Origin of the sequence: Marinomonas shanghaiensis (assembly GCF_003259175.1) — a bacterium.
GTDB classification, from domain to species: domain Bacteria; phylum Pseudomonadota; class Gammaproteobacteria; order Pseudomonadales; family Marinomonadaceae; genus Marinomonas; species Marinomonas shanghaiensis.
This window is the reverse complement of sequence record NZ_QGOK01000021.1, coordinates 29,516-48,396: the sequence shown is the minus strand read 5'-3', so window position 1 is coordinate 48,396 and position 18,881 is coordinate 29,516. Positions and strand designations below refer to the sequence as shown.

The 18,881-nt window shown below is 43.8% G+C and carries 17 protein-coding genes; 1 reads left to right on the top strand and 16 read right to left on the bottom strand.

The genetic code is table 11. The annotated features are described in order from the left end of the window. Window positions 1-28 precede the first annotated feature (28 nt). The 16 genes from dnaE to rpsB form a co-directional block, all read right to left on the bottom strand. Complete coding sequence (gene dnaE, locus DKT73_RS16180) at window positions 29-3,505, bottom strand: DNA polymerase III subunit alpha (RefSeq protein WP_111639589.1); 3,477 nt, start codon at window positions 3,503-3,505, stop codon at window positions 29-31. Between the two features lie 4 nt (window positions 3,506-3,509). Then, on the bottom strand, window positions 3,510-4,109 hold the full coding sequence (rnhB, locus tag DKT73_RS16175; protein ID WP_111639588.1) for a ribonuclease HII: 600 nt from the start codon (window positions 4,107-4,109) through the stop codon (window positions 3,510-3,512). Continuing rightward, complete coding sequence (lpxB, locus tag DKT73_RS16170) at window positions 4,109-5,269, bottom strand: lipid-A-disaccharide synthase (RefSeq protein ID WP_111639587.1); 1,161 nt, start codon at window positions 5,267-5,269, stop codon at window positions 4,109-4,111. The genes rnhB and lpxB overlap by 1 nt, the downstream gene beginning before the upstream one ends. Window positions 5,270-5,334: 65 nt before the next feature. Beyond that, window positions 5,335-6,111 carry an acyl-ACP--UDP-N-acetylglucosamine O-acyltransferase gene (lpxA, locus tag DKT73_RS16165; RefSeq protein ID WP_111639586.1) on the bottom strand — a complete coding sequence of 259 codons (777 nt, stop codon included), beginning with the start codon at window positions 6,109-6,111 and terminating at the stop codon, window positions 5,335-5,337. Next, a complete protein-coding gene (fabZ, locus tag DKT73_RS16160; protein ID WP_111639585.1) occupies window positions 6,111-6,548 on the bottom strand; it encodes a 3-hydroxyacyl-ACP dehydratase FabZ in 438 nt (145 codons plus the stop codon). Before fabZ ends, lpxA begins: the two co-directional genes overlap by 1 nt. Before the next feature lie 6 nt (window positions 6,549-6,554). Then, window positions 6,555-7,586 carry a UDP-3-O-(3-hydroxymyristoyl)glucosamine N-acyltransferase gene (gene lpxD / locus DKT73_RS16155; RefSeq protein WP_111639584.1) on the bottom strand — a complete coding sequence of 344 codons (1,032 nt, stop codon included), beginning with the start codon at window positions 7,584-7,586 and terminating at the stop codon, window positions 6,555-6,557. A 3-nt stretch (window positions 7,587-7,589) separates the two neighbouring features. Continuing rightward, window positions 7,590-8,084: an OmpH/Skp family outer membrane protein gene (locus DKT73_RS16150; RefSeq protein ID WP_111639583.1), complete on the bottom strand. Its 495-nt coding sequence runs from the start codon at window positions 8,082-8,084 to the stop codon at window positions 7,590-7,592. Window positions 8,085-8,113: 29 nt separating this feature from the next. Beyond that, entirely contained in the window at window positions 8,114-10,459 is a 2,346-nt protein-coding gene (gene bamA, locus DKT73_RS16145) for an outer membrane protein assembly factor BamA (RefSeq protein ID WP_111639582.1), read from the bottom strand. After that, a complete protein-coding gene (gene rseP, locus DKT73_RS16140) occupies window positions 10,440-11,786 on the bottom strand; it encodes an RIP metalloprotease RseP (RefSeq protein WP_111639581.1) in 1,347 nt (448 codons plus the stop codon). The genes bamA and rseP overlap by 20 nt, the downstream gene beginning before the upstream one ends. Continuing rightward, the gene (gene ispC, locus DKT73_RS16135; RefSeq protein WP_198666648.1) at window positions 11,783-12,958 is read right to left on the bottom strand and encodes a 1-deoxy-D-xylulose-5-phosphate reductoisomerase; all 1,176 of its coding nucleotides are present in this window, start codon (window positions 12,956-12,958) and stop codon (window positions 11,783-11,785) included. Before ispC ends, rseP begins: the two co-directional genes overlap by 4 nt. Further along, window positions 12,958-13,761: a phosphatidate cytidylyltransferase gene (locus tag DKT73_RS16130; RefSeq protein ID WP_111639579.1), complete on the bottom strand. Its 804-nt coding sequence runs from the start codon at window positions 13,759-13,761 to the stop codon at window positions 12,958-12,960. Before DKT73_RS16130 ends, ispC begins: the two co-directional genes overlap by 1 nt. A gap of 2 nt (window positions 13,762-13,763) precedes the next feature. Then, window positions 13,764-14,495: a polyprenyl diphosphate synthase gene (gene uppS, locus DKT73_RS16125; RefSeq protein ID WP_111639578.1), complete on the bottom strand. Its 732-nt coding sequence runs from the start codon at window positions 14,493-14,495 to the stop codon at window positions 13,764-13,766. A gap of 49 nt (window positions 14,496-14,544) precedes the next feature. Then, complete coding sequence (frr, locus tag DKT73_RS16120; RefSeq protein WP_111608020.1) at window positions 14,545-15,102, bottom strand: ribosome recycling factor; 558 nt, start codon at window positions 15,100-15,102, stop codon at window positions 14,545-14,547. Window positions 15,103-15,109: 7 nt separating this feature from the next. After that, the gene (pyrH, locus tag DKT73_RS16115) at window positions 15,110-15,832 is read right to left on the bottom strand and encodes a UMP kinase (protein WP_111639628.1); all 723 of its coding nucleotides are present in this window, start codon (window positions 15,830-15,832) and stop codon (window positions 15,110-15,112) included. A gap of 133 nt (window positions 15,833-15,965) precedes the next feature. After that, window positions 15,966-16,826, bottom strand: coding sequence for a translation elongation factor Ts (tsf, locus tag DKT73_RS16110; RefSeq protein ID WP_111639577.1), 861 nt, complete (start codon window positions 16,824-16,826; stop codon window positions 15,966-15,968). An 85-nt stretch (window positions 16,827-16,911) separates the two neighbouring features. Further along, a complete protein-coding gene (rpsB, locus tag DKT73_RS16105) occupies window positions 16,912-17,646 on the bottom strand; it encodes a 30S ribosomal protein S2 (RefSeq protein WP_012068986.1) in 735 nt (244 codons plus the stop codon). A 330-nt stretch (window positions 17,647-17,976) separates the two neighbouring features. Between rpsB and map the strand changes: the two genes are divergently transcribed. Then, the gene (gene map / locus DKT73_RS16100; RefSeq protein WP_198666646.1) at window positions 17,977-18,834 is read left to right on the top strand and encodes a type I methionyl aminopeptidase; all 858 of its coding nucleotides are present in this window, start codon (window positions 17,977-17,979) and stop codon (window positions 18,832-18,834) included. Window positions 18,835-18,881 lie beyond the last annotated feature (47 nt).

Genomic DNA, 18,881 nt, shown 5'->3' with positions numbered 1-18,881 from the left:
ATTCCATTGCCAAAACTATTAAATGAGACTAAGTATACACTAACTGAACATTTTGTTTACCGTATTGTTTCTGAAGTTGATGAATTAATTCATCATCTGGGCGAACTTTCCAACCACTTCCTAAACGAATATCACCACACGCTTGGGGCGTATCAAAGCCAATCACCACATCACAACCATCACCACGATAGGACGCCATCGAGTTTGCCAGAGCTTGGATTTCTTTTGGCGTGACAGTTTCAGACGTCCAAGTAATCCGCAACGCTTCGACATAACGAATACGCGCCTGAGCGATATCCAGAATATTGCGTGCAATCACTTTCTGACCACCACGAAACTCATCAACCGTAATTTCCCCTTCGACAACCACCACTTCATCTTTCACAATAACGTTTTTGAAAGAGTCATAGTTATCAGGAAATACTGTCACCTCAATGCGAGCGGAACGATCATCCAATGTCACAAAGGCGATGTTACCACCTTTTTTACTCTTGGTAATACGCAAGTCTACGATCAAACCCGCCATAATCTGTGTATCACCACGCTTAGGTTGTAAATCCACAATTTTTGAACGAACAAAGCGACGAATCTCTTTCTCATATTCATCAATCGGGTGACCTGTCACATACAAGCCAAGCGTATCTTTTTCACCATCAAGACGCTGACGCGGCGTCCATTCATGCTGAATGCCTATTTCTTTGTAAGCGTCCTGCGCATTTTCTTCTACCGCAACACCAAATAAGTCCATCATACCAGCGTCTTGGTTTTTTGCATCCTGCACGGCTCTTTTCAGCGCTTCATCTATGCAAGCAAACAAGGTAGCGCGATTCGGACCTATGGTATCGAAGGCACCAGAACGCACTAACGCTTCCATGACACGCTTGTTTACCTTTTTACCGACACGTTGGCAGAAATCAAAAATATGCTCAAATGGCCCCTCTTTACGAGCCTCAACGATCGCTTCAATTGGTCCTTCACCCACGCCTTTAATCGCACCAAGGCCATAAACGATGGCGCCTTTCGGATTAACGGTAAATTTATAAACAGACTCATTCACGTTAGGCAGTTCTAGCGCGAGCGCCATAGATCGACATTCTTCAATGAAGATAACGATCTTATCGGTGTTTTGCATATCTGCAGACAAAACCGCGGCCATAAAAGGCGCTGGATAATGATTTTTCAACCAAGCGGTTTGATAAGAAACAAGGGCATACGCTGCCGAGTGGGACTTGTTAAAACCATAACCGGCAAACTTCTCCATCAAGTCAAAGATGTTACCTGACAGATCTTTATCAATATTGTTTTTAAGCGCGCCTTCCATGAAGATCAAACGCTGCTCGGCCATAACCTCAGGTTTCTTTTTACCCATGGCACGACGTAACAAATCGGCACCACCAAGTGAAAATTTAGCCAACACCTGAGCAATCTGCATTACTTGCTCTTGATACAAGATAATGCCGTAGGTTGGCTCCAACACAGGTATCAAGTCTTGATGCTGATAATCAGGATGCGGGAAAGCCAACTCGGCTCGACCGTGCTTACGGTTGATAAAATCGTCCACCATGCCAGAACCCAAAGGCCCAGGACGATACAAGGCTACCAAGGCGATAATGTCCTCAAAGCGCGATGGCAAAAGCTTCTTAATTAACTCTTTCATGCCGCGGGATTCCAGCTGGAATACCGCAGTAGTTTCAGCTCGTTTCAGTAGGTCATAGGTGGACCTATCTTCCAAGTCGATCAAAGAAATATCGAGCGGTGGCTTACCCTCTAACGCGTTAATGGTATCAATGTTTTTAACGGCCCAATCGACAACGGTTAAGGTTTTAAGACCCAAAAAGTCGAACTTTACGAGACCCGCTTCTTCAACGTCGTTTTTATCGTATTGAGTAACCAGACCCGAGCCATCTTCTTCACAATAAAGTGGCGCAAAATCAATGAGTTTAGTGGGAGCAATAACCACACCACCAGCATGCTTACCAAAATTACGCACCACACCTTCCAAAGAAATGGCCATTTCCATCACTTCTGCGGCGTCTTCATCACCCGCTAAAAACTCTGGTAACGCAGGTTCTTCTTCCAAGGCTTTTTTAAGCGTCATACCAATTTCAAACGGAATCAGCTTCGATAATTTATCGCCCAAACTGTAGGGCTTGCCCTGCACCCTAGCGACGTCTCGCACTACCGCTTTTGCCGCCATCGCACCAAAAGTAATGATCTGAGAGACCGCATCTCGACCGTAAGTGCGAGACACATAATCAATCACGCGATCACGATTATCCATGCAAAAATCGATATCAAAATCCGGCATAGAGACCCGTTCTGGGTTCAAGAATCGCTCAAATAGTAAGTCATATTCGAGTGGGTCAAGGTCTGTAATTTTAAGTGCGTAAGCGACCAACGAGCCAGCACCAGAACCACGACCAGGACCCACCGGTATGCCGTTGTCTTTCGCCCACTGAATGAAGTCCATTACGATTAAAAAATAACCAGGAAACCCCATTTGATTAATGATGGTTAACTCAAAATCCAAACGATCCCAATACTCCTGACGACGTTTTTCAATTCGCTCACCGTATTTTTTGGTCAGGAAATTAAAGCGCTCCACCAAACCGTCATAAGAAATTTTGCTAAAAAACTCTGCCATTGTCATGCCTTCAGGCACAGGATAGTCTGGCAAAAAATACTCGCCTAACAGCACATCAACACTGCAGCGCTTAGCAATTTCTACCGTATTTTCTAATGCTTCAGGAATGTCTTGAAATAACTCCGCCATTTCTTCTGGCGTTTTGAAGTATTGCTCTTCGGAATAACGACGCTTGCGGCGTGGATCATCCAAGGTCACGCCATCATGAATACACACACGAGCTTCATGTGCTTCGAAGTTTTCACGTTTTAAAAAGCGCACATCATTAGTGGCCACAACAGGGCAATCAAGCTCACTTGCCAAAGGCACTACCGCGTGTATATAACTTTCTTCTCCCGGACGACTGGTACGTTGTAGTTCAATATAAAAACGATCAGGAAATACAGACATCCAATGGGCCATTCTGCTTTTAGCCTGCTCATAACGACCTTTCTGTAGTAAATATCCAATGTCGCCAAACCCCGCACCAGACAAGGCAATTACATCTTCACTATGGGACTCGATCCATTCACGCTGGATAATCGGGCGCCCTTCAACTTGCCCTAGCTGATAACCTTTTGAAATAATGGCAATAATGTTTTTATAACCTTTATTAGAGGTTGCTAATAGAGTAAAGCGGTATCGCGCTTCCACTTCATCATCTTCAGCCACCATGACATCGGCACCACAAATGGGTTTGATGCCTTTTTCCATCGCCCCTTTATAAAAACGCACAAAACCACAAAGGTTATTCTCATCCGTAATGGCAACAGCAGGCATAGACATGAACTCGGTTGTACCAAGTAAGCCTTTGATTTTTACCAAGCCATCGACTAGAGAAAATTCCGTATGGACTCGCAGATGTATAAATGATGTGGACAAAATATTATCCCTCTAAAATCTTCTTAACTGGGCCAAAACTACGTCTATGAATCGGCGTGATACCATGCTTTCGAATTGCGTCTAAATGCAAGGCTGTCGGGTAACCCTTATGCTTTTCAAAACCATATTGTGGGTAAATGTCTGCGGCTTCAGTAATGTCTCTATCTCGAGTGACTTTTGCCAAAATAGACGCCGCTGAAATCGCTGCCTGTCGCGCATCGCCTTTCACAACCGCTTCCGCTGAACAAGGTAAATTTAGTGGTATACGATTACCATCAACAAGAACGTGCTCTGGCACAACCGAAAGCAAAGCAACGGCTCGAGACATGGCTAACATGCTGGCATGAAGAATATTGATCGTATCGATTTCTTCTATCGTGGCACTGGCGATACCATACGCTAAAGCTTTCTCTTTTATCTCAACGAATAAAGCGTCACGTTTTTTTTCACTGAGCTTTTTTGAATCCGCTAACCCTTTAATAGGACGTGCTGGGTCTAAAATCACCGCCGCGGCAACGACCTCGCCTGCCAATGGCCCACGGCCTGCTTCATCCACACCAGCCAACAAATCACCAAAGTATACCTGACTAACAAAAGGCTCCATTATTTTGCCTCTTTGTTCAGCATAGAAATAATAGCCTGAGCGGCTTGCTCACCCGCATCCCTACGCAGCAATTTATGCAAATCTAGATACTTAGCCTGAATCGCTTTATCACCGGTAAAAGAGCGCCAAGTCTGCAATAAACGCGTTGCTAAATTAGCAGGCGTCGCAGCATCTTGTAACAACTCTGGCACCAACGTCTCGTTGGCCAGCAGATTAGGCAACGAAACATAGGGTACTTTCACCATTCTTTTCATAATAGCGTAGGTGAGTTTATTCACTCGATAAGAAACAACCATCGGCCGTTTAACCAGCATAGCTTCTAACGCAGCCGTTCCAGAAGCCAATAAAATAGCATCTGCAGCCATCATTACGGTTCTGGACTGACCATTGATTAAAATGGCTTCAGCGTTGGCTTCTTGCAATATGGCTTCTATCTGTAATCGTCGTTCAGCGTTCGCAGCCGGTATTAAAAAAGTAGCATTCGTCTCCTTTTGTTTAATGAGCTTCATCGCTTCTATAAACAAAGGAGCCAAACGCGCGACTTCACCTTCCCTAGAACCCGGTAAAATAGCAAATACTGGTCCCTTATTAATCCCTTCCAATCCCAGGACTTGTCTCGCAGCACCTGCGTCACTTTCAAAGGGAATGTCATCCGCTAGTGTATGACCAACACAAACAACAGGAATATCATGTTGATGATAAATAGGCAGTTCAAAGGGAAACAAAGCTAACATCAGATCAATGGATTTTTTAATATTAAAAATGCGCTTCTGGCGCCATGCCCATACTGAAGGGCTAACATAATGTACTGTTGGTATGCCTGCCTGTTTAAGCTTACGAGCTAAAGGCATATTAAAGTCAGGAGAATCTATCCCTATAAAAGCCGTTGGTGGGTTCTGCAAGCAAGCAGTGTACAAACGTTTTCGAATACCAAGCAATTCTCGTAAACGCCCCAAAACCTCCACTAACCCCATCACAGAAAGACGATCCATTGGAACCAAGCTTTTAAAGCCTTGCGCTTCCATTAACGGCCCACCAATCCCTTCGAATGTAGCATCTGGCTGCAACGCCTTTAGATGCGCTATTAAGTTAGCACCTAAAATATCACCCGATGCTTCACCAGCCACCAATACATAACGTGTTACAGACGTCACTTGCATTTATCTAACCTCTATAATAAAAAACCCCGAAACAGTCCGGGGTTTTCTTTTAAAAAATATGACGTCTATCGGACGATGCCACGTTTTGACTGCCGAATTGACAGGGTGAAATCAACGACCTCAGGGATGCTAAACACACCTTCTTTTTCCAACTCCCGCAATGCCGCTTCTAGGGTCAAACCTTTGAGGTAGACTGTCTTGTATGCTGTGCGCAACGCTCGAATAACGTCTGCTGACATGCCTCTACGTCGCATCCCCTCAAAATTCATTCCATGAGCTTTTGCTGGACTACCAGAAACCATGATGTACCGAGGTACGTCTTTGGAAACCATAGACCCCATGCCACACATACTAAAAGAGTTAACCTGACAAAACTGGTGAATTCCCGTATAACCACCCAGAATCACGTGATCGCCCACTCGAACATGACCTGCTAATGCCGCAAAATTAGCCATTATGTTATGGTCTCCCACAATACAGTCATGCCCAACATGCGTGCTTGCCATAAACAAGTTATGGCTACCAATCACAGTAATACCTTTATCCTGAATGGTGCCACGATGAATCGTTGCATTTTCACGGATGACATTACTATCACCAATAACAAGCTGTGTCGGTTCACCCTTATACTTTTTGTCTTGGTTCGCCTCTCCAACAGAGGCAAACTGATAAATTTGATTATTAGATCCGATTGTTGTGTGACCATTAATAACAACATGAGACTTAATAACACTACCAGCACCAATTTTTACATTCGGCCCGATCACACAAAAAGGACCAATCTCCACACTGGGATCAATCTCTGCTTTCGAATCGATTAAAGTAGTTGGATGTATCGCCACTATATTTTCCTGTCTGCACACAAAATAGTCGCAGAGCAAGCCAACTGTCCATCAACGGTTGCTCTACATTCAAACTTCCAAATACCACGCTTTTCAGCAACGATCTTTGCCTCTAATTGCAAACGGTCCCCAGGCACAACAGGACGTTTAAAACGTGTGTTATCAGCACCAACAAAATAATAAATAGAGCCGTCTTCCGGCTTCTTATCCATTGTTTTAAAGCCCAATATACCAGCAGCCTGTGCCATGGCTTCAATAATAAGCACACCTGGCATCACTGGGTGATTGGGAAAATGGCCATTAAAAAAAGGCTCATTTATTGTTACATTTTTATAGGCAATAATGGAATCGTTCAGATTTATCTCAACAACACGATCTACTAGTAAAAATGGGTACCTATGAGGTAAATACTGACGAATTTCATTTACGTCCATCATTAAACATCAACCTTTATCTGAAAGCTTTTTAATTTGTTGTTCCAATTTCGAAATCTGCTTCGCCATACTATCAATTCTTCTAAATCTTGCGGCAGAGCGTCGCCATTTAGCGGTTGGCTCCATACCCATACCTGAAGAGTATGAGCCGGCCTCAGAAATAGACTTAGTTACCATAGTCATCGCGGTAATATGAACGTGATCCGCTATAGTGAGATGCCCAGCAAGGCCAGCGCCCCCAGAGATGGTACAAAAAGCACCTATCTTTGTACTGCCAGCGATACCGACACACCCAGCAACTGCCGTATTATCACCAATTATAACGTTATGAGCAATTTGAACTTGATTATCTATGATAACCCCATTACCAATTAGCGTATTTTCAATGGCTCCGCGATCAATTGTTGTATTCGCGCCAATCTCAACACGATGACCGATAATCACAGAGCCTAGTTGGTCAATTTTTTCCCAGCGCCCCTGATCAGGTGCAAAACCAAACCCATCAGCACCAATTACAGTACCACTGTGAATGATACAAGATTCTCCAATCATGACATCATGATAGAGAGTAACATTTGGATATAAACGCGTATTTTGGCCTATTACAGCGCCTCGCCCGATAACACAACCAGCACCGATAACGCAGCCATCGCCAATGATAGCACCATCATCAATGACGGCGTTAGGACCTATTGTTACATCATTCCCTAAAGACGCATTCGATGACACCACGGCACTCTGGTGAACACCAGACCAACACTGTGTAGCAGGAACAAATAAATGTGACAACTGAGCGAACGCTAGGTAAGGATTTGGAACAATAATGGCATTATCCACTAATTGAGCCAGCTCTTCTGTCTTAACGAGTACGGCTCCTGCGGAGGTAGTCGCTAAATGATTCTGGTACTTAGGGTTTGCTAGGAAGCTCAATTCCTGCTCAGTGGCTTTCTCGAGCGTTCCTAACTTTTCGATAACAAGGCTTTCATCACCTTTCACCATACCGTGAACATTGGCTGCCAACTGCCCTAGAGTATAACTCATAGATTAATTGTCCTTATTAATACGTTTTACGAGTTCGTCAGTTATGTCTGCATCCGCGTTAGCATATAAACTTAGCTGCCTATTTAATACTAAGTCCAGTTTTCGCTCTTCAATCAAAGCTTTTAGAGCCGCTTCGCCTTTTGGCGTCAAAGACTGTATAAGTTGCTGCTCAAGCTCTTTTGCTTGGCGCTGCATATTAGCCGCCAACGCTCGCACCTGATTTTGACGCTCTCCTAATTGCTGACGACGTTTCTTGAATTCGTCTTCAGACAAAGTCAATTCATCACGTTTTAAGTTTTGCGCTGACGCTTCAAGATCTTCTTGCTCTTTTTTCAAACGAGCATCCATAGCCGCTACTTTTTGTTTAGGCTCCTTAGCCGCTTCTTGACCAATGCTACTTTGCAAAAGGGCCGCTCTAAAGTCGACCACAGCCACTTCTGTTGCTTGTACACTGCCTATAAAACATAAAGCAAAAATAATCATTACTGTTTTTTTCATTTTAAATCCTACTAAAAAAGCCATCTAAATTAAAAAGTAGTGCCTAGCTGAAACTGGAAGAAATCTGTCTTGTCGCCGTCTTTTGAGTTCAAAGGTTTTGCAAAATTAAATGACAGTGGCGCAATTGGCGTGATCCAAGTCCAACTTAAACCAACACTGTAACGGATCTCAGCCAAATCTACACCTTCATTACACTCAGTATTACTGGCTAAACAAGTATCAGTAAATACGTTACCGCCGTCTAAAAACAAGGCTGTTCTGACCGATTTGTGATCTTCTACCATAGGTAAAGGGAAAATCAACTCCGCGGTCCCTGTCATCAAAATATTACCGCCCAATGCAGAACTGCTGTTTGTTGAGCTAGCATCATAAGAGTTTTTCGGTCCTAACGAAGACGCACCATAGCCACGAACTGAATAAGAGCCGCCAGCAAAGTAGTTTTCAAAGAAGGGTAAAGTATCTGTATCGCCATACCCAGAACCATAACCCAAACGACCTTTCAGGCGGAATAACCACAAATTAGATTCAGTCATACTCCAGTAGCGTTGAGACGTTAAACCAAGCTTGGTGTACTCTTGATCACCCACCGGTAAAGAAACCTCTAAGGTCGCTCTGGTTGAATAACCATCTGTTGGCAACACCCCCCCCACTAAGTCGCTGTCACTCCACGTTAAACTGGCAATAACATCATCATAATTATCGCCATGAGTATCTACATAGTCTTTTGTTTCGTTAGAAGGGTCATAACCTAACTTCACCGTACTTTCTTTTACCGTTACACCAAAAGCCAAGCGCTGAGTGTCCGAAATAGGATAACCATAAGTGACACCCGCACCAATAGAGTCAAGGTCATAATCCTCAACATCGTCATCGGCGTGATCACTGGTTTTATAAAATATTTGGAAACCACGACTCACACCGTCAACTGTAAAGTAGGGGTTATCATAACTAATCGAATAATCTTCCGTTTGATTCGTACGAGACGCATTGAAAGACAGCTTATTACCTGTCCCCAAGAAGTTACGCTTAGAAATACCAAAACCCAAAACCGTACCATCTTCTTGAGAGTAACCAATGCTCGCTTGAATACTTCCAGAAGCCTGCTCTTGAACCACCACATCTAGGTCTACTTGATCTGAGGTGCCAGCAACAGGTCGAGTTCTTAAGTCAACGTTGCCAAAAAAGCCTAGTCGTTCAATACGGCGCTTAGAAGATTGAATTTTTGAATGAGTCGCCAAAGCACCTTCAAACTGTGTCATTTCACGACGCAATACTTCGTCTTGTGTTTCACTGTTGCCGCTAAAAGTAATACGACGCACATAAACCTTTGGACCTGGTGCAATTTGATAGCTCAGGTTTACGGTATGATTATCTAGCTTCTCTGGGATAACATTGACGTTGGTGAATAAGTAACCATCATCACCAAGTTCCGTTGAGATACCCTCAATGATTTTTGTTACTTCACTACGAGAGAAAACATCACCGCTTTTCTGCGTAATTTGTTTCCAAATACGGTCTTCCGCGATCGGCAGACTGCCACTTAACGAGACATTATTAATGTTATAAGGCTTACCTTCTTCGACATTAATTACGATATAGACATCACGTTTATCCGCAGACAAGCTCACCTGACTAGAAACCACATTAAAATCCAAATAGCCTTTGTCTAAATAAAAGCTTTTCAGGGTATTAATGTCACCCTCTATTTTCGCTTTAGCGTACTCATCAGCAGAGCTAAAAGGATTCCAAGAACCTGTCTCTCTTGATTCAAAGTCTTTGGTTAAGGTTTCTTCATCAAAATCTTCGTTGCCGACAATATTGATGTGAACGATTTTGGCCGTATCGCCTTCATCGATATTAATGACAATAGCAGTACGATTACGCGGCATATCCTCAACCGATATATCAACCTTAGCGCTATAACGACCAAGCGCATAGTACTGTCGCTGAAGCTCTTGAACGATTTGATTCAATGTTTCTGGTTTGTATATCTCACCAATTTCCAAGCCAGATAATTTCAAGCCTCGCTCTAAATCTTCCGTTTTTATTAGCTCATTTCCTTCAATGGTCAAGTTTCCAATCGAAGGGCGCTCCTCAACATCAAAAACCAACACATTGTTGTCTTCATAAACATCAATGTCACTAAAGTAACCAGTGTTAAAAAGAGAACTAATTGCTTGATAAACCTTATCCGAATCATAGGACTCGCTTTTATCGAAGCCGATTACATCAAATGCTCTCGCTGATGGCATTTGAACCAAGCCATCAATTCGTACATCCTCTACCGTTTTTGCAACACTCTGCACGCTTATTAAAGCCAAAAATACTACTGAAACGACTTTCACATATACCTCTCTACAAGCGGGCAATATCATTAAAAATGGCAACAGCCATTAGAGCAAATAAAAGAGAAGCACCAACCCGATAAGCCATTGCCTGAATTTTTTCAGAGACTGGCTTTCGACGTATAGCTTCAATGCCGAAAAATACCAAATGCCCACCATCTAACATGGGAATAGGCAACAAATTAAGCACCCCTAAACTGACACTTAGGTAAGCCATGAATTTCAAAAAAGACTGCACCCCAGAATCTGCAGAGGCGCTCGCCACCTTGGCGATCGTGATCGGCCCAGATAAATTATCAACCGAAATTAAACCTTGTAACATCTTACCGACTGAAGACACAGTCAAAGATACCATCTTATACGTTTGCTCAACACCATATAAGATTGCCTCAAATGGACCATAATGGCGCTCTCTGACAAGACTCTCGTCCCATTGCGGTGGAACAACAGCTAGCCCAGCATACCCTATCAGTTTACCATTTTGCTCAGTAGATTTGGGCAATAATAATAATTTAACAAAGTCTTGCCCTCGTTGAACCTCGACATCAAGCGCCATATTTGGACTGGCTTGCACTAGGGCGACGACTTGCTGCCAATTTGATATCGACTGATCATTTACACGAAGAATTCTGTCATTAATCTGAAAACCCGCACTCGCTGCAGCCCCTCCCTCTACCACCTGCGCAATAATAGGCAACACCTCAGGCTGCCATGGAGTGACACCAAATGCTTGAATTAAGTTATTAGGCTCCTCACCAACTAACCAGCGATTTAATTGGATAGCCTCTTCTCGCTGATAATCACTACCATCCACTTGATAACGAACGATAATGGTTCCTGTTTTTCCGATCAAGCCTGCTAGCACTAAATTTACATCTTCCCAAGAAACAACAGCTTGATCTGCAATAGAAACAAGCTCGTCTCCCATCTGCATCTGAGTCTGCGCCACTGGCGTATTTGCCGCCACAGTGCCAACTTTAGGCGCCAGCGCTTGAATACCGAGTAAAGCGACTAGCGCATAAATAACCATCGCCAAAATAAAATTGGCAATCGGCCCCGCTGCCACAATGGCAATACGCTGCCAGACGGATTTTGTATTAAACGCCTGGCTACGCAAGGATTCAGGAACATTGCCTTCCCGCTCATCCAACATGCGCACATACCCTCCAAGAGGTATCATTGCCAGCGTATATTCCGTTCCAGTTTTTCCTACATAACGATAAATCGGCTTTCCAAAACCCACCGAAAATCGCAACACCTTCACACCGCAACGACGGGCAACAAAGAAATGTCCGAATTCATGAAAAGTAATCAGAAGACCCAAGGCAACGACAATAGACAAAATATTTAATATCATAAAAATTGACCGCGAGTGATTACATCAAGAGCCAAACGACGAGAATATTGATCTGCTTCAAAAACATCCTCAAGGGCATTAACGGTTACAATATTGGCATCAGCAAGTACTAAAGCATTAACTCGAGCAATATCTAAAAAGCCAATTTGTCGCTTTAAAAAAGCCGCTACTGCCACTTCATTCGCAGCGTTCAATACCGCCATAGCCGTACCACCAGTAAACCAAGCATCAGCCGCTAATTTTAAATTTGGAAAGCGCACTAAGTCAGGCGCTTCAAAATTCAAGCGCGCAATATCAACAAGGCTTAATGGTGCCACACTCGTTTCAACCCTATCCGGCCAACTCATACCATAGGCAATAGGAATCTTCATATCAGGATTCCCCATCTGTGCAAGCACAGAGCCATCGACATAAGAAACCATAGAATGAATAATACTTTCAGGATGAACAACAACATCAACGTCATTAGGTGTGACATCGAACAACCAACATGCCTCAATAAGTTCCAGCCCTTTATTCATTAAGGTTGCCGAATCAATCGAGATTTTTTGCCCCATAGACCAATTCGGGTGTTTACAGGCTTGCTCTGGTGTCACCGTGGCCATATTGTCTAAAGACCAAGTCCTGAAAGGCCCCCCAGAAGCGGTGAGTATGATTTTAGAAACATCTTTTTTGTGCGCGCCAGCAGTACTTTGGGGCAAACTTTGATAAATCGCATTATGTTCGCTATCAATCGGCAGCAACACAACATCATGCTTAGCAATTTCATCCATAAACAATTTGCCCGCTGTCACCAAAGACTCCTTGTTTGCCAACAATATGCGCTTGCCCGCACGTATACCAGCCAGCGTAGGTTTGAGCCCCGCAAACCCCATGATGGCAGCCATTACCTGATCCACTTCCGCGTCCGCAGCAATACTATCAAGGGCCTCAGCCCCCCACTCAAATGAGGTTGGCAAACCTTGACACTTTGAGGCCAACTGATCACGCGCGTTTTCAGATCCCATCACCGCACGCTGGGGCTTAAAACGGTGGCATATCTCTGCCATTCTATCCACATTCTCATTGGCAGACGCACTGACCAGAGTAAATTTATCTGGATGTAACGAAATGATATCTAGAGTGCTTTGGCCAATTGAACCTGTCGCCCCCAACAAACAAATACCTTGCATCAAAGCCATCCAGTCAAACTTAACAATAAAACATAAATAGGTGCAGCGGCTGTTAAACTATCAACACGATCCATAATACCTCCATGTCCGGGAATTAAGTGGCTTGAATCTTTTAACTGCTCATGGCGTTTAAAAAGACTTTCGGTCAAATCCCCCAATACAGACACCGAGGATGTTAACAGACCGATGAGCGATAACATTCCCCATTGCGCAAGCGAAAAACCACTCAACACAGAAAAAACAACCAAACCGATCTGAGTGAGCACCAAACCACCTGCAACACCCTCCCACGACTTACCAGGACTCACAAAACGGGCCAGTTTTCTTTTACCAAAGGCTCGACCAACAAAATAAGCGCCTGTATCCGCTCCCCATATAAGCCCCATCAACAACAGAACCCACACAAAAAAATCATCAGACTGCCTTAACACAACCAACGCTGACCAAGTCGTCACCAGCACCAACACACCAAACAATAAACGACTCAACACATGCTGCCAGAACAGAAGCGCGGGATAACGCATAACCCAATACAATGCCACACCCCATAAAATCGGGCTCACATAAAGTGACATTTCGTGAACACTTAAGTTCAGAGCGAAAAAACAAAGAATACCAATAAGAATCGCAAATAAAACGCGCCCCAACTGATTACGAACACCCGACAAACGCGCCCATTCCCAACCCGCTAAAACAACCACACCCGCCATGGCAAAAATAAAATTAGCAGCGCTCAGAACAAAAACAGCACAAACAAACAAAACGGCCATTACGATGGCACTTAAAATTCGAGGGAGTAACATGGTTATCGACCACCATAACGACGTTGACGATTTTGATAAATTTGAATCGCTTCATCAAAATGCTGCTGTTCAAAGTCCGGCCATAACACCGGAAGAAAGACAAACTCAGAGTACGCGGTTTGCCAAAGTAGAAAATTACTAATACGCTCTTCTCCAGAGGTACGAATCAACAGATCAGGTGGTGGCAAATCTGCCAACTGCATGTGTTCACCTAATACCGTCTCATCAACATCCTCTAAAACAAGCTCACCCAACGCAACTCGCTCGGCAATCGACTTTGCCGCTTGAGTAATATCCCAACGGCCACCATAGTTCGCAGCAATGACCAATGTCATCTGCTCATGACTAGCGGTTGCCTTTTCAACGCTCTCAATTTGCTTCTGCAACCCTTGGCTAAAACCAGAAAGATCACCAATCACTCTAAGTCTTATTTTATGCTTATTTAATCGCTTCAATTCTTTCTTCAAAGAGCGCATAAAAAGCGCCATCAGACCATCTACTTCTAGTTTTGGTCGCTTCCAATTTTCACTGGAAAAAGCAAATAGAGTTAATACCTTAACGCCATCTTTAGCGGCAGCCTCAACCACACGCCTGACCGCTGAAGCACCCGCTGTATGACCAGCAATACTCGGAAGGTGTTTTTTCTTTGCCCAACGATTATTGCCATCCATAATAATAGCAACATGCGCAGGCCCGACAACTGAATCAACATCAGCGCCATCTAATTCAGACATAGCGTCACCCTAGTCGATAAAAAAAGCGAGCCGAAGCCCGCCTTCTTTATTATATTTCCATCAAGTCTTTTTCTTTTGCAGCAAGGCGCTCTTCAACCAGAGCCACATACTTATCGGTTATTTTTTGAACTTGATCTTGAGCACGACGCTCTTCATCTTCAGAAATTTCTTTCTCTTTCACTAAATCTTTCAGGCTACCATTAGCGTCACGGCGAATATTGCGAATCGCAATACGACCATTTTCCGCTTCATTCTTCGCTTGCTTGAAGTAGTTTTTACGTGTCTCTTCCGTTAAAGCAGGCATAGGGATACGAATAAGACCACCGCTAGTGGAAGGATTAAGCCCCAAATCGGATTTGAAAATCGCCTTTTCAATCTCGGGTACAAGGTTACTTTCCCAAGGAGAAATACCCAATGTACGCGCATCTTCTACCGTGATGTTAGCAACTTGGTTAAGAGGCGTTTCTGTACCGTAGTAGTTCACTTTAACTGGATCTAATATACTTGGGTGCGCACGACCTGTACGGATTTTTTTAAACGCAGATTCAACAGAAGAAACCGCCTTATTCATTCGGTCTTCTGCATCTTTAAGAATTTCGTTGATCATAATTTCCTCACTTAATCAGTGTACCTTCATTGCCACCAACCATGATATTAACCAAGGCTCCCGGCTTATTCATATTAAACACACGTATCGGCATAGCGTGATCACGAGTCAAACAAATGGCGGTTAAGTCCATGACGCCCAACTGTTTTTCAAGCACTTCATCGTAGCCTAATGTATCATATTTCACCGCGGTAGGGTCTTTCATTGGATCCGCAGAATAGACGCCATCCACTTTTGTTGCCTTCAGTACGACATCAGCATCAATCTCAATACCGCGCAAACAAGCAGCAGAGTCCGTCGTAAAGAAAGGGTTACCTGTTCCAGCAGAGAAAATAAGCACATCGCCTTCTTTCATTAGACGCATGGCACGGCGTCTATCATAAGGCTCAACGATACCTGTCATAGTAATTGCCGACATAACACGAGTAGCGATATTGGCACGCTCCAAGGCGTCTCGCATTGCTAATGCGTTCATTACCGTCGCTAACATCCCCATATGATCGCCCGTCACACGGTCCATACCCGCCTGACTCAACGCTTGACCACGAAACAAGTTACCACCACCAATTACGATACCAACCTCAACACCAATACCGCGTAATTGACCTATTTCAAGCGCTATGCGATTCAACACCTTAGGATCAATACCGAAGGACTCATCACCCATTAAGGCTTCGCCGCTTAGCTTAAGCAAAATTCGTTTGTATTTTGGACTCTTTTCTTTTGACATATCAACCTCCGGCAATGGTTTTCTTTCTTCACTCACTGAGGTCAATCCTATCACCGACACTCATCGAACCTATCTCTCATAAAAAGGGGCAGTCAAGCTGCCCCTTTTTTTTGCAAGACACTACAACTTAGAATTAACCTCTAAGTTGTGCTGCTACTTCTGCGGCAAAGTCAACTTCAGCCACTTCAATACCTTCACCCACTTCTAGGCGAATAAAAGAAGTCACTGTTGCGCCAGCATCTTTCACTAACTGACCAACTTTAACGTCTGGATTCTTAACGAAAGGTTGCTCAGTCAAGCTATTTTCAGCCAAGAATTTCTTCATACGACCAACGATCATTTTATCAACGATCTCTGCTGGCTTACCAGCCATGTCTGGCTGCGCACGAACAATTTCTTCTTCTTTTGCAAGAACTTCAGCTGGCATATCTTCACCGCGAACAACGCGAGGAGAAACAGCGGCGATGTGCATAGAAACATCTTTAGCCAGTTCCTCAGAACCACCTTCCAATTGAGTCAACACAGCGATCTGACCGTTACCGTGAAGGTAACCACCAACCAAACCACCCTCAACAATCACAGCGCGACGTGGAGAGATGTTTTCGCCGATTTTCTGAACCAATGCTTCACGCGCTTGACCAATATCACCAGCAAGCAACACTTCCATATCAGTTTCTTTCGTTGTAAAAACAACGTCAGCGACTTTGTTTGCAAACGCGATAAAACCTTCATCGCGAGAAGCAAAGTCAGTTTCAGAGTTAACTTCAACCAAGATTCCGTAAGAAGCATCGTCTGCTACACGCATAACGATGGTACCTTCCGCTGCAATTCGGCCTGCTTTTTTAGCAGCCTTCATACCACTTGATTTACGTAGCTCTTCAATCGCCACTTCAATGTCAGCGTCAGCAGCGACAAGTGCTTTTTTGCACTCCATCATGCCAAGGCCAGTACGTTCACGTAGCTCTTTTACCAATGCTGCAGATACTGCGGCCATGTTAAATCCTCTTTATAACAATTCAAATTTAAAAAAGGAGGTAAGAAACCTCCCTTTAGAAACCAGAACAAACTAAATAGTTTGCTTACGCTTCAGTCGCTTCGCTTACTTCAACGAATTCATCAGCAGTACCAGCTGTCGCATTACGACCTTCTAGAACCGCATCAGCAAAAGCACCAACGTACAACTGAACAGCACGAATAGCGTCATCGTTAGCAGGGATAATGTAATCAACACCATCTGGATTACTGTTTGTATCAACGATACCGATAACAGGAATACCTAATTTATTTGCTTCTTTAATAGCGATACGTTCATGATCAACGTCAACTACGAACAATACATCTGGAAGACCGCCCATATCTTTGATACCACCCATAGAAAGCTCTAATTTTTCAAGCTCACGAGTACGCATCAAAGCTTCTTTTTTAGTCAGCTTATCGAATGTACCATCAGACATTTGTGTTTCAAGCTCACGAAGGCGCTTGATAGATGCACGAATGGTTTTGTAGTTAGTCAACATACCACCTAACCAGCGGTGGTTAACGTATGGCATACCAGAGCGAGCAGCTTGCTCTTTGATCGTTTTAGATGCAGCACGCTTAGTACCAACAAACAAAACCTTGTTTTTGTTCTCAGCCATTTTTTTAACAAGCTCAAGAGCATTGTTAAGCGCTGGAACTGTGTGCTCAAGGTTAATGATATGGATCTTGTTACGAGCACCGAAAATGAAAGGCTTCATTTTTGGGTTCCAGTAACGAGTTTGGTGACCGAAGTGTGAACCAACCAATAATAGGTCGCGCATAGAAACTGTAGGCATTTTACTATCCTTTAAATTTGGGTTATATGTGCTTACCAGCTAAAAGCGTCAATCGAACAAGGTTTAAAGCAACCTAAGACACCCAAGACACTTTTATTTGACTGCGGCAAGATCGTTGATTTTAAAAAAATGCTTATTTTAGGTACAATCCTAACAAGCGGGCGTTTTATACCACATTTAACATCAAACCAAAAGACTTGAACGTGTTTTTACACTTCATTTGAAGCGCGTTTTTTTCGCTTAGAGAGGCGATTCTAACGCCCAAGTCATGTAGAATATCTCGCAACTTACTCTCAATATAGACATAAACTTATCTAAGACACCCACATTATGAGCAATGAAATACTACAGAAAGTTGAGGCACTAACCCAAAATGGCCGCATTGATGTGCCAAGCTGGACGCCTCGACCTGCCGCAACACGCTTCACCGACATCAGCGACATTGAAGGCATGCGAACCGCAGGCAAATTAGCAGCAGATGTTCTAGTCATGCTTGAAGAGTTTATTGTACCTGGTGTGACGACAGAACAAATTGATATTATTGCCCACAACTACATCGTTGAAGTTCAAGGTGCCATTCCAGCCCCCTTAAACTACCATGGTTTCCCAAAATCATGCTGTACGTCGGTAAACGATGTCATTTGTCATGGCATTCCAAACGATAAGCCATTAAAAAAGGGCGATGTCGTCAACGTTGATATTACCATCATCAAAGATGGTTATTATGGCGATACCAGCAAAATGTTTTTTGCCGGTCCAGCCCTGCCTCACGCAGAACGTTTAGCACAAGTCACTCAAGAGTGCCTTTACCTTGCCATAGACATGGTTAAGCCTGGCACGCGCTTAGGTGACATAGGTGCCGCCATTTCCGCTCATGCGCACAAGCATCACTATTCCGTTGTGGAAGAATATTGCGGACATGGTGTTGGCACAACTTTTCACGGTGAACCACAGGTCGCCCATTATGGCAAGCCTGGTACGGGTGTGATGCTAGAAGAAGGCATGACCCTTACTATCGAGCCAATGATTAACGCCGGAAAAAAACAAGTCAAACACACAGGCCCAGATAACTGGATTGCCAAAACCAAAGACGGCCGATTGTCTGCACAATACGAGCACACCTTACTCGTTACCGCAAATGGTGTCGAAGTGCTCACTCGTCGCCCAGAAGAAACGCGCTTCTCTTAATTGAAGCGCCGTATCTTTTTTGGTTTATCGTTATGTAGCACCCAAAT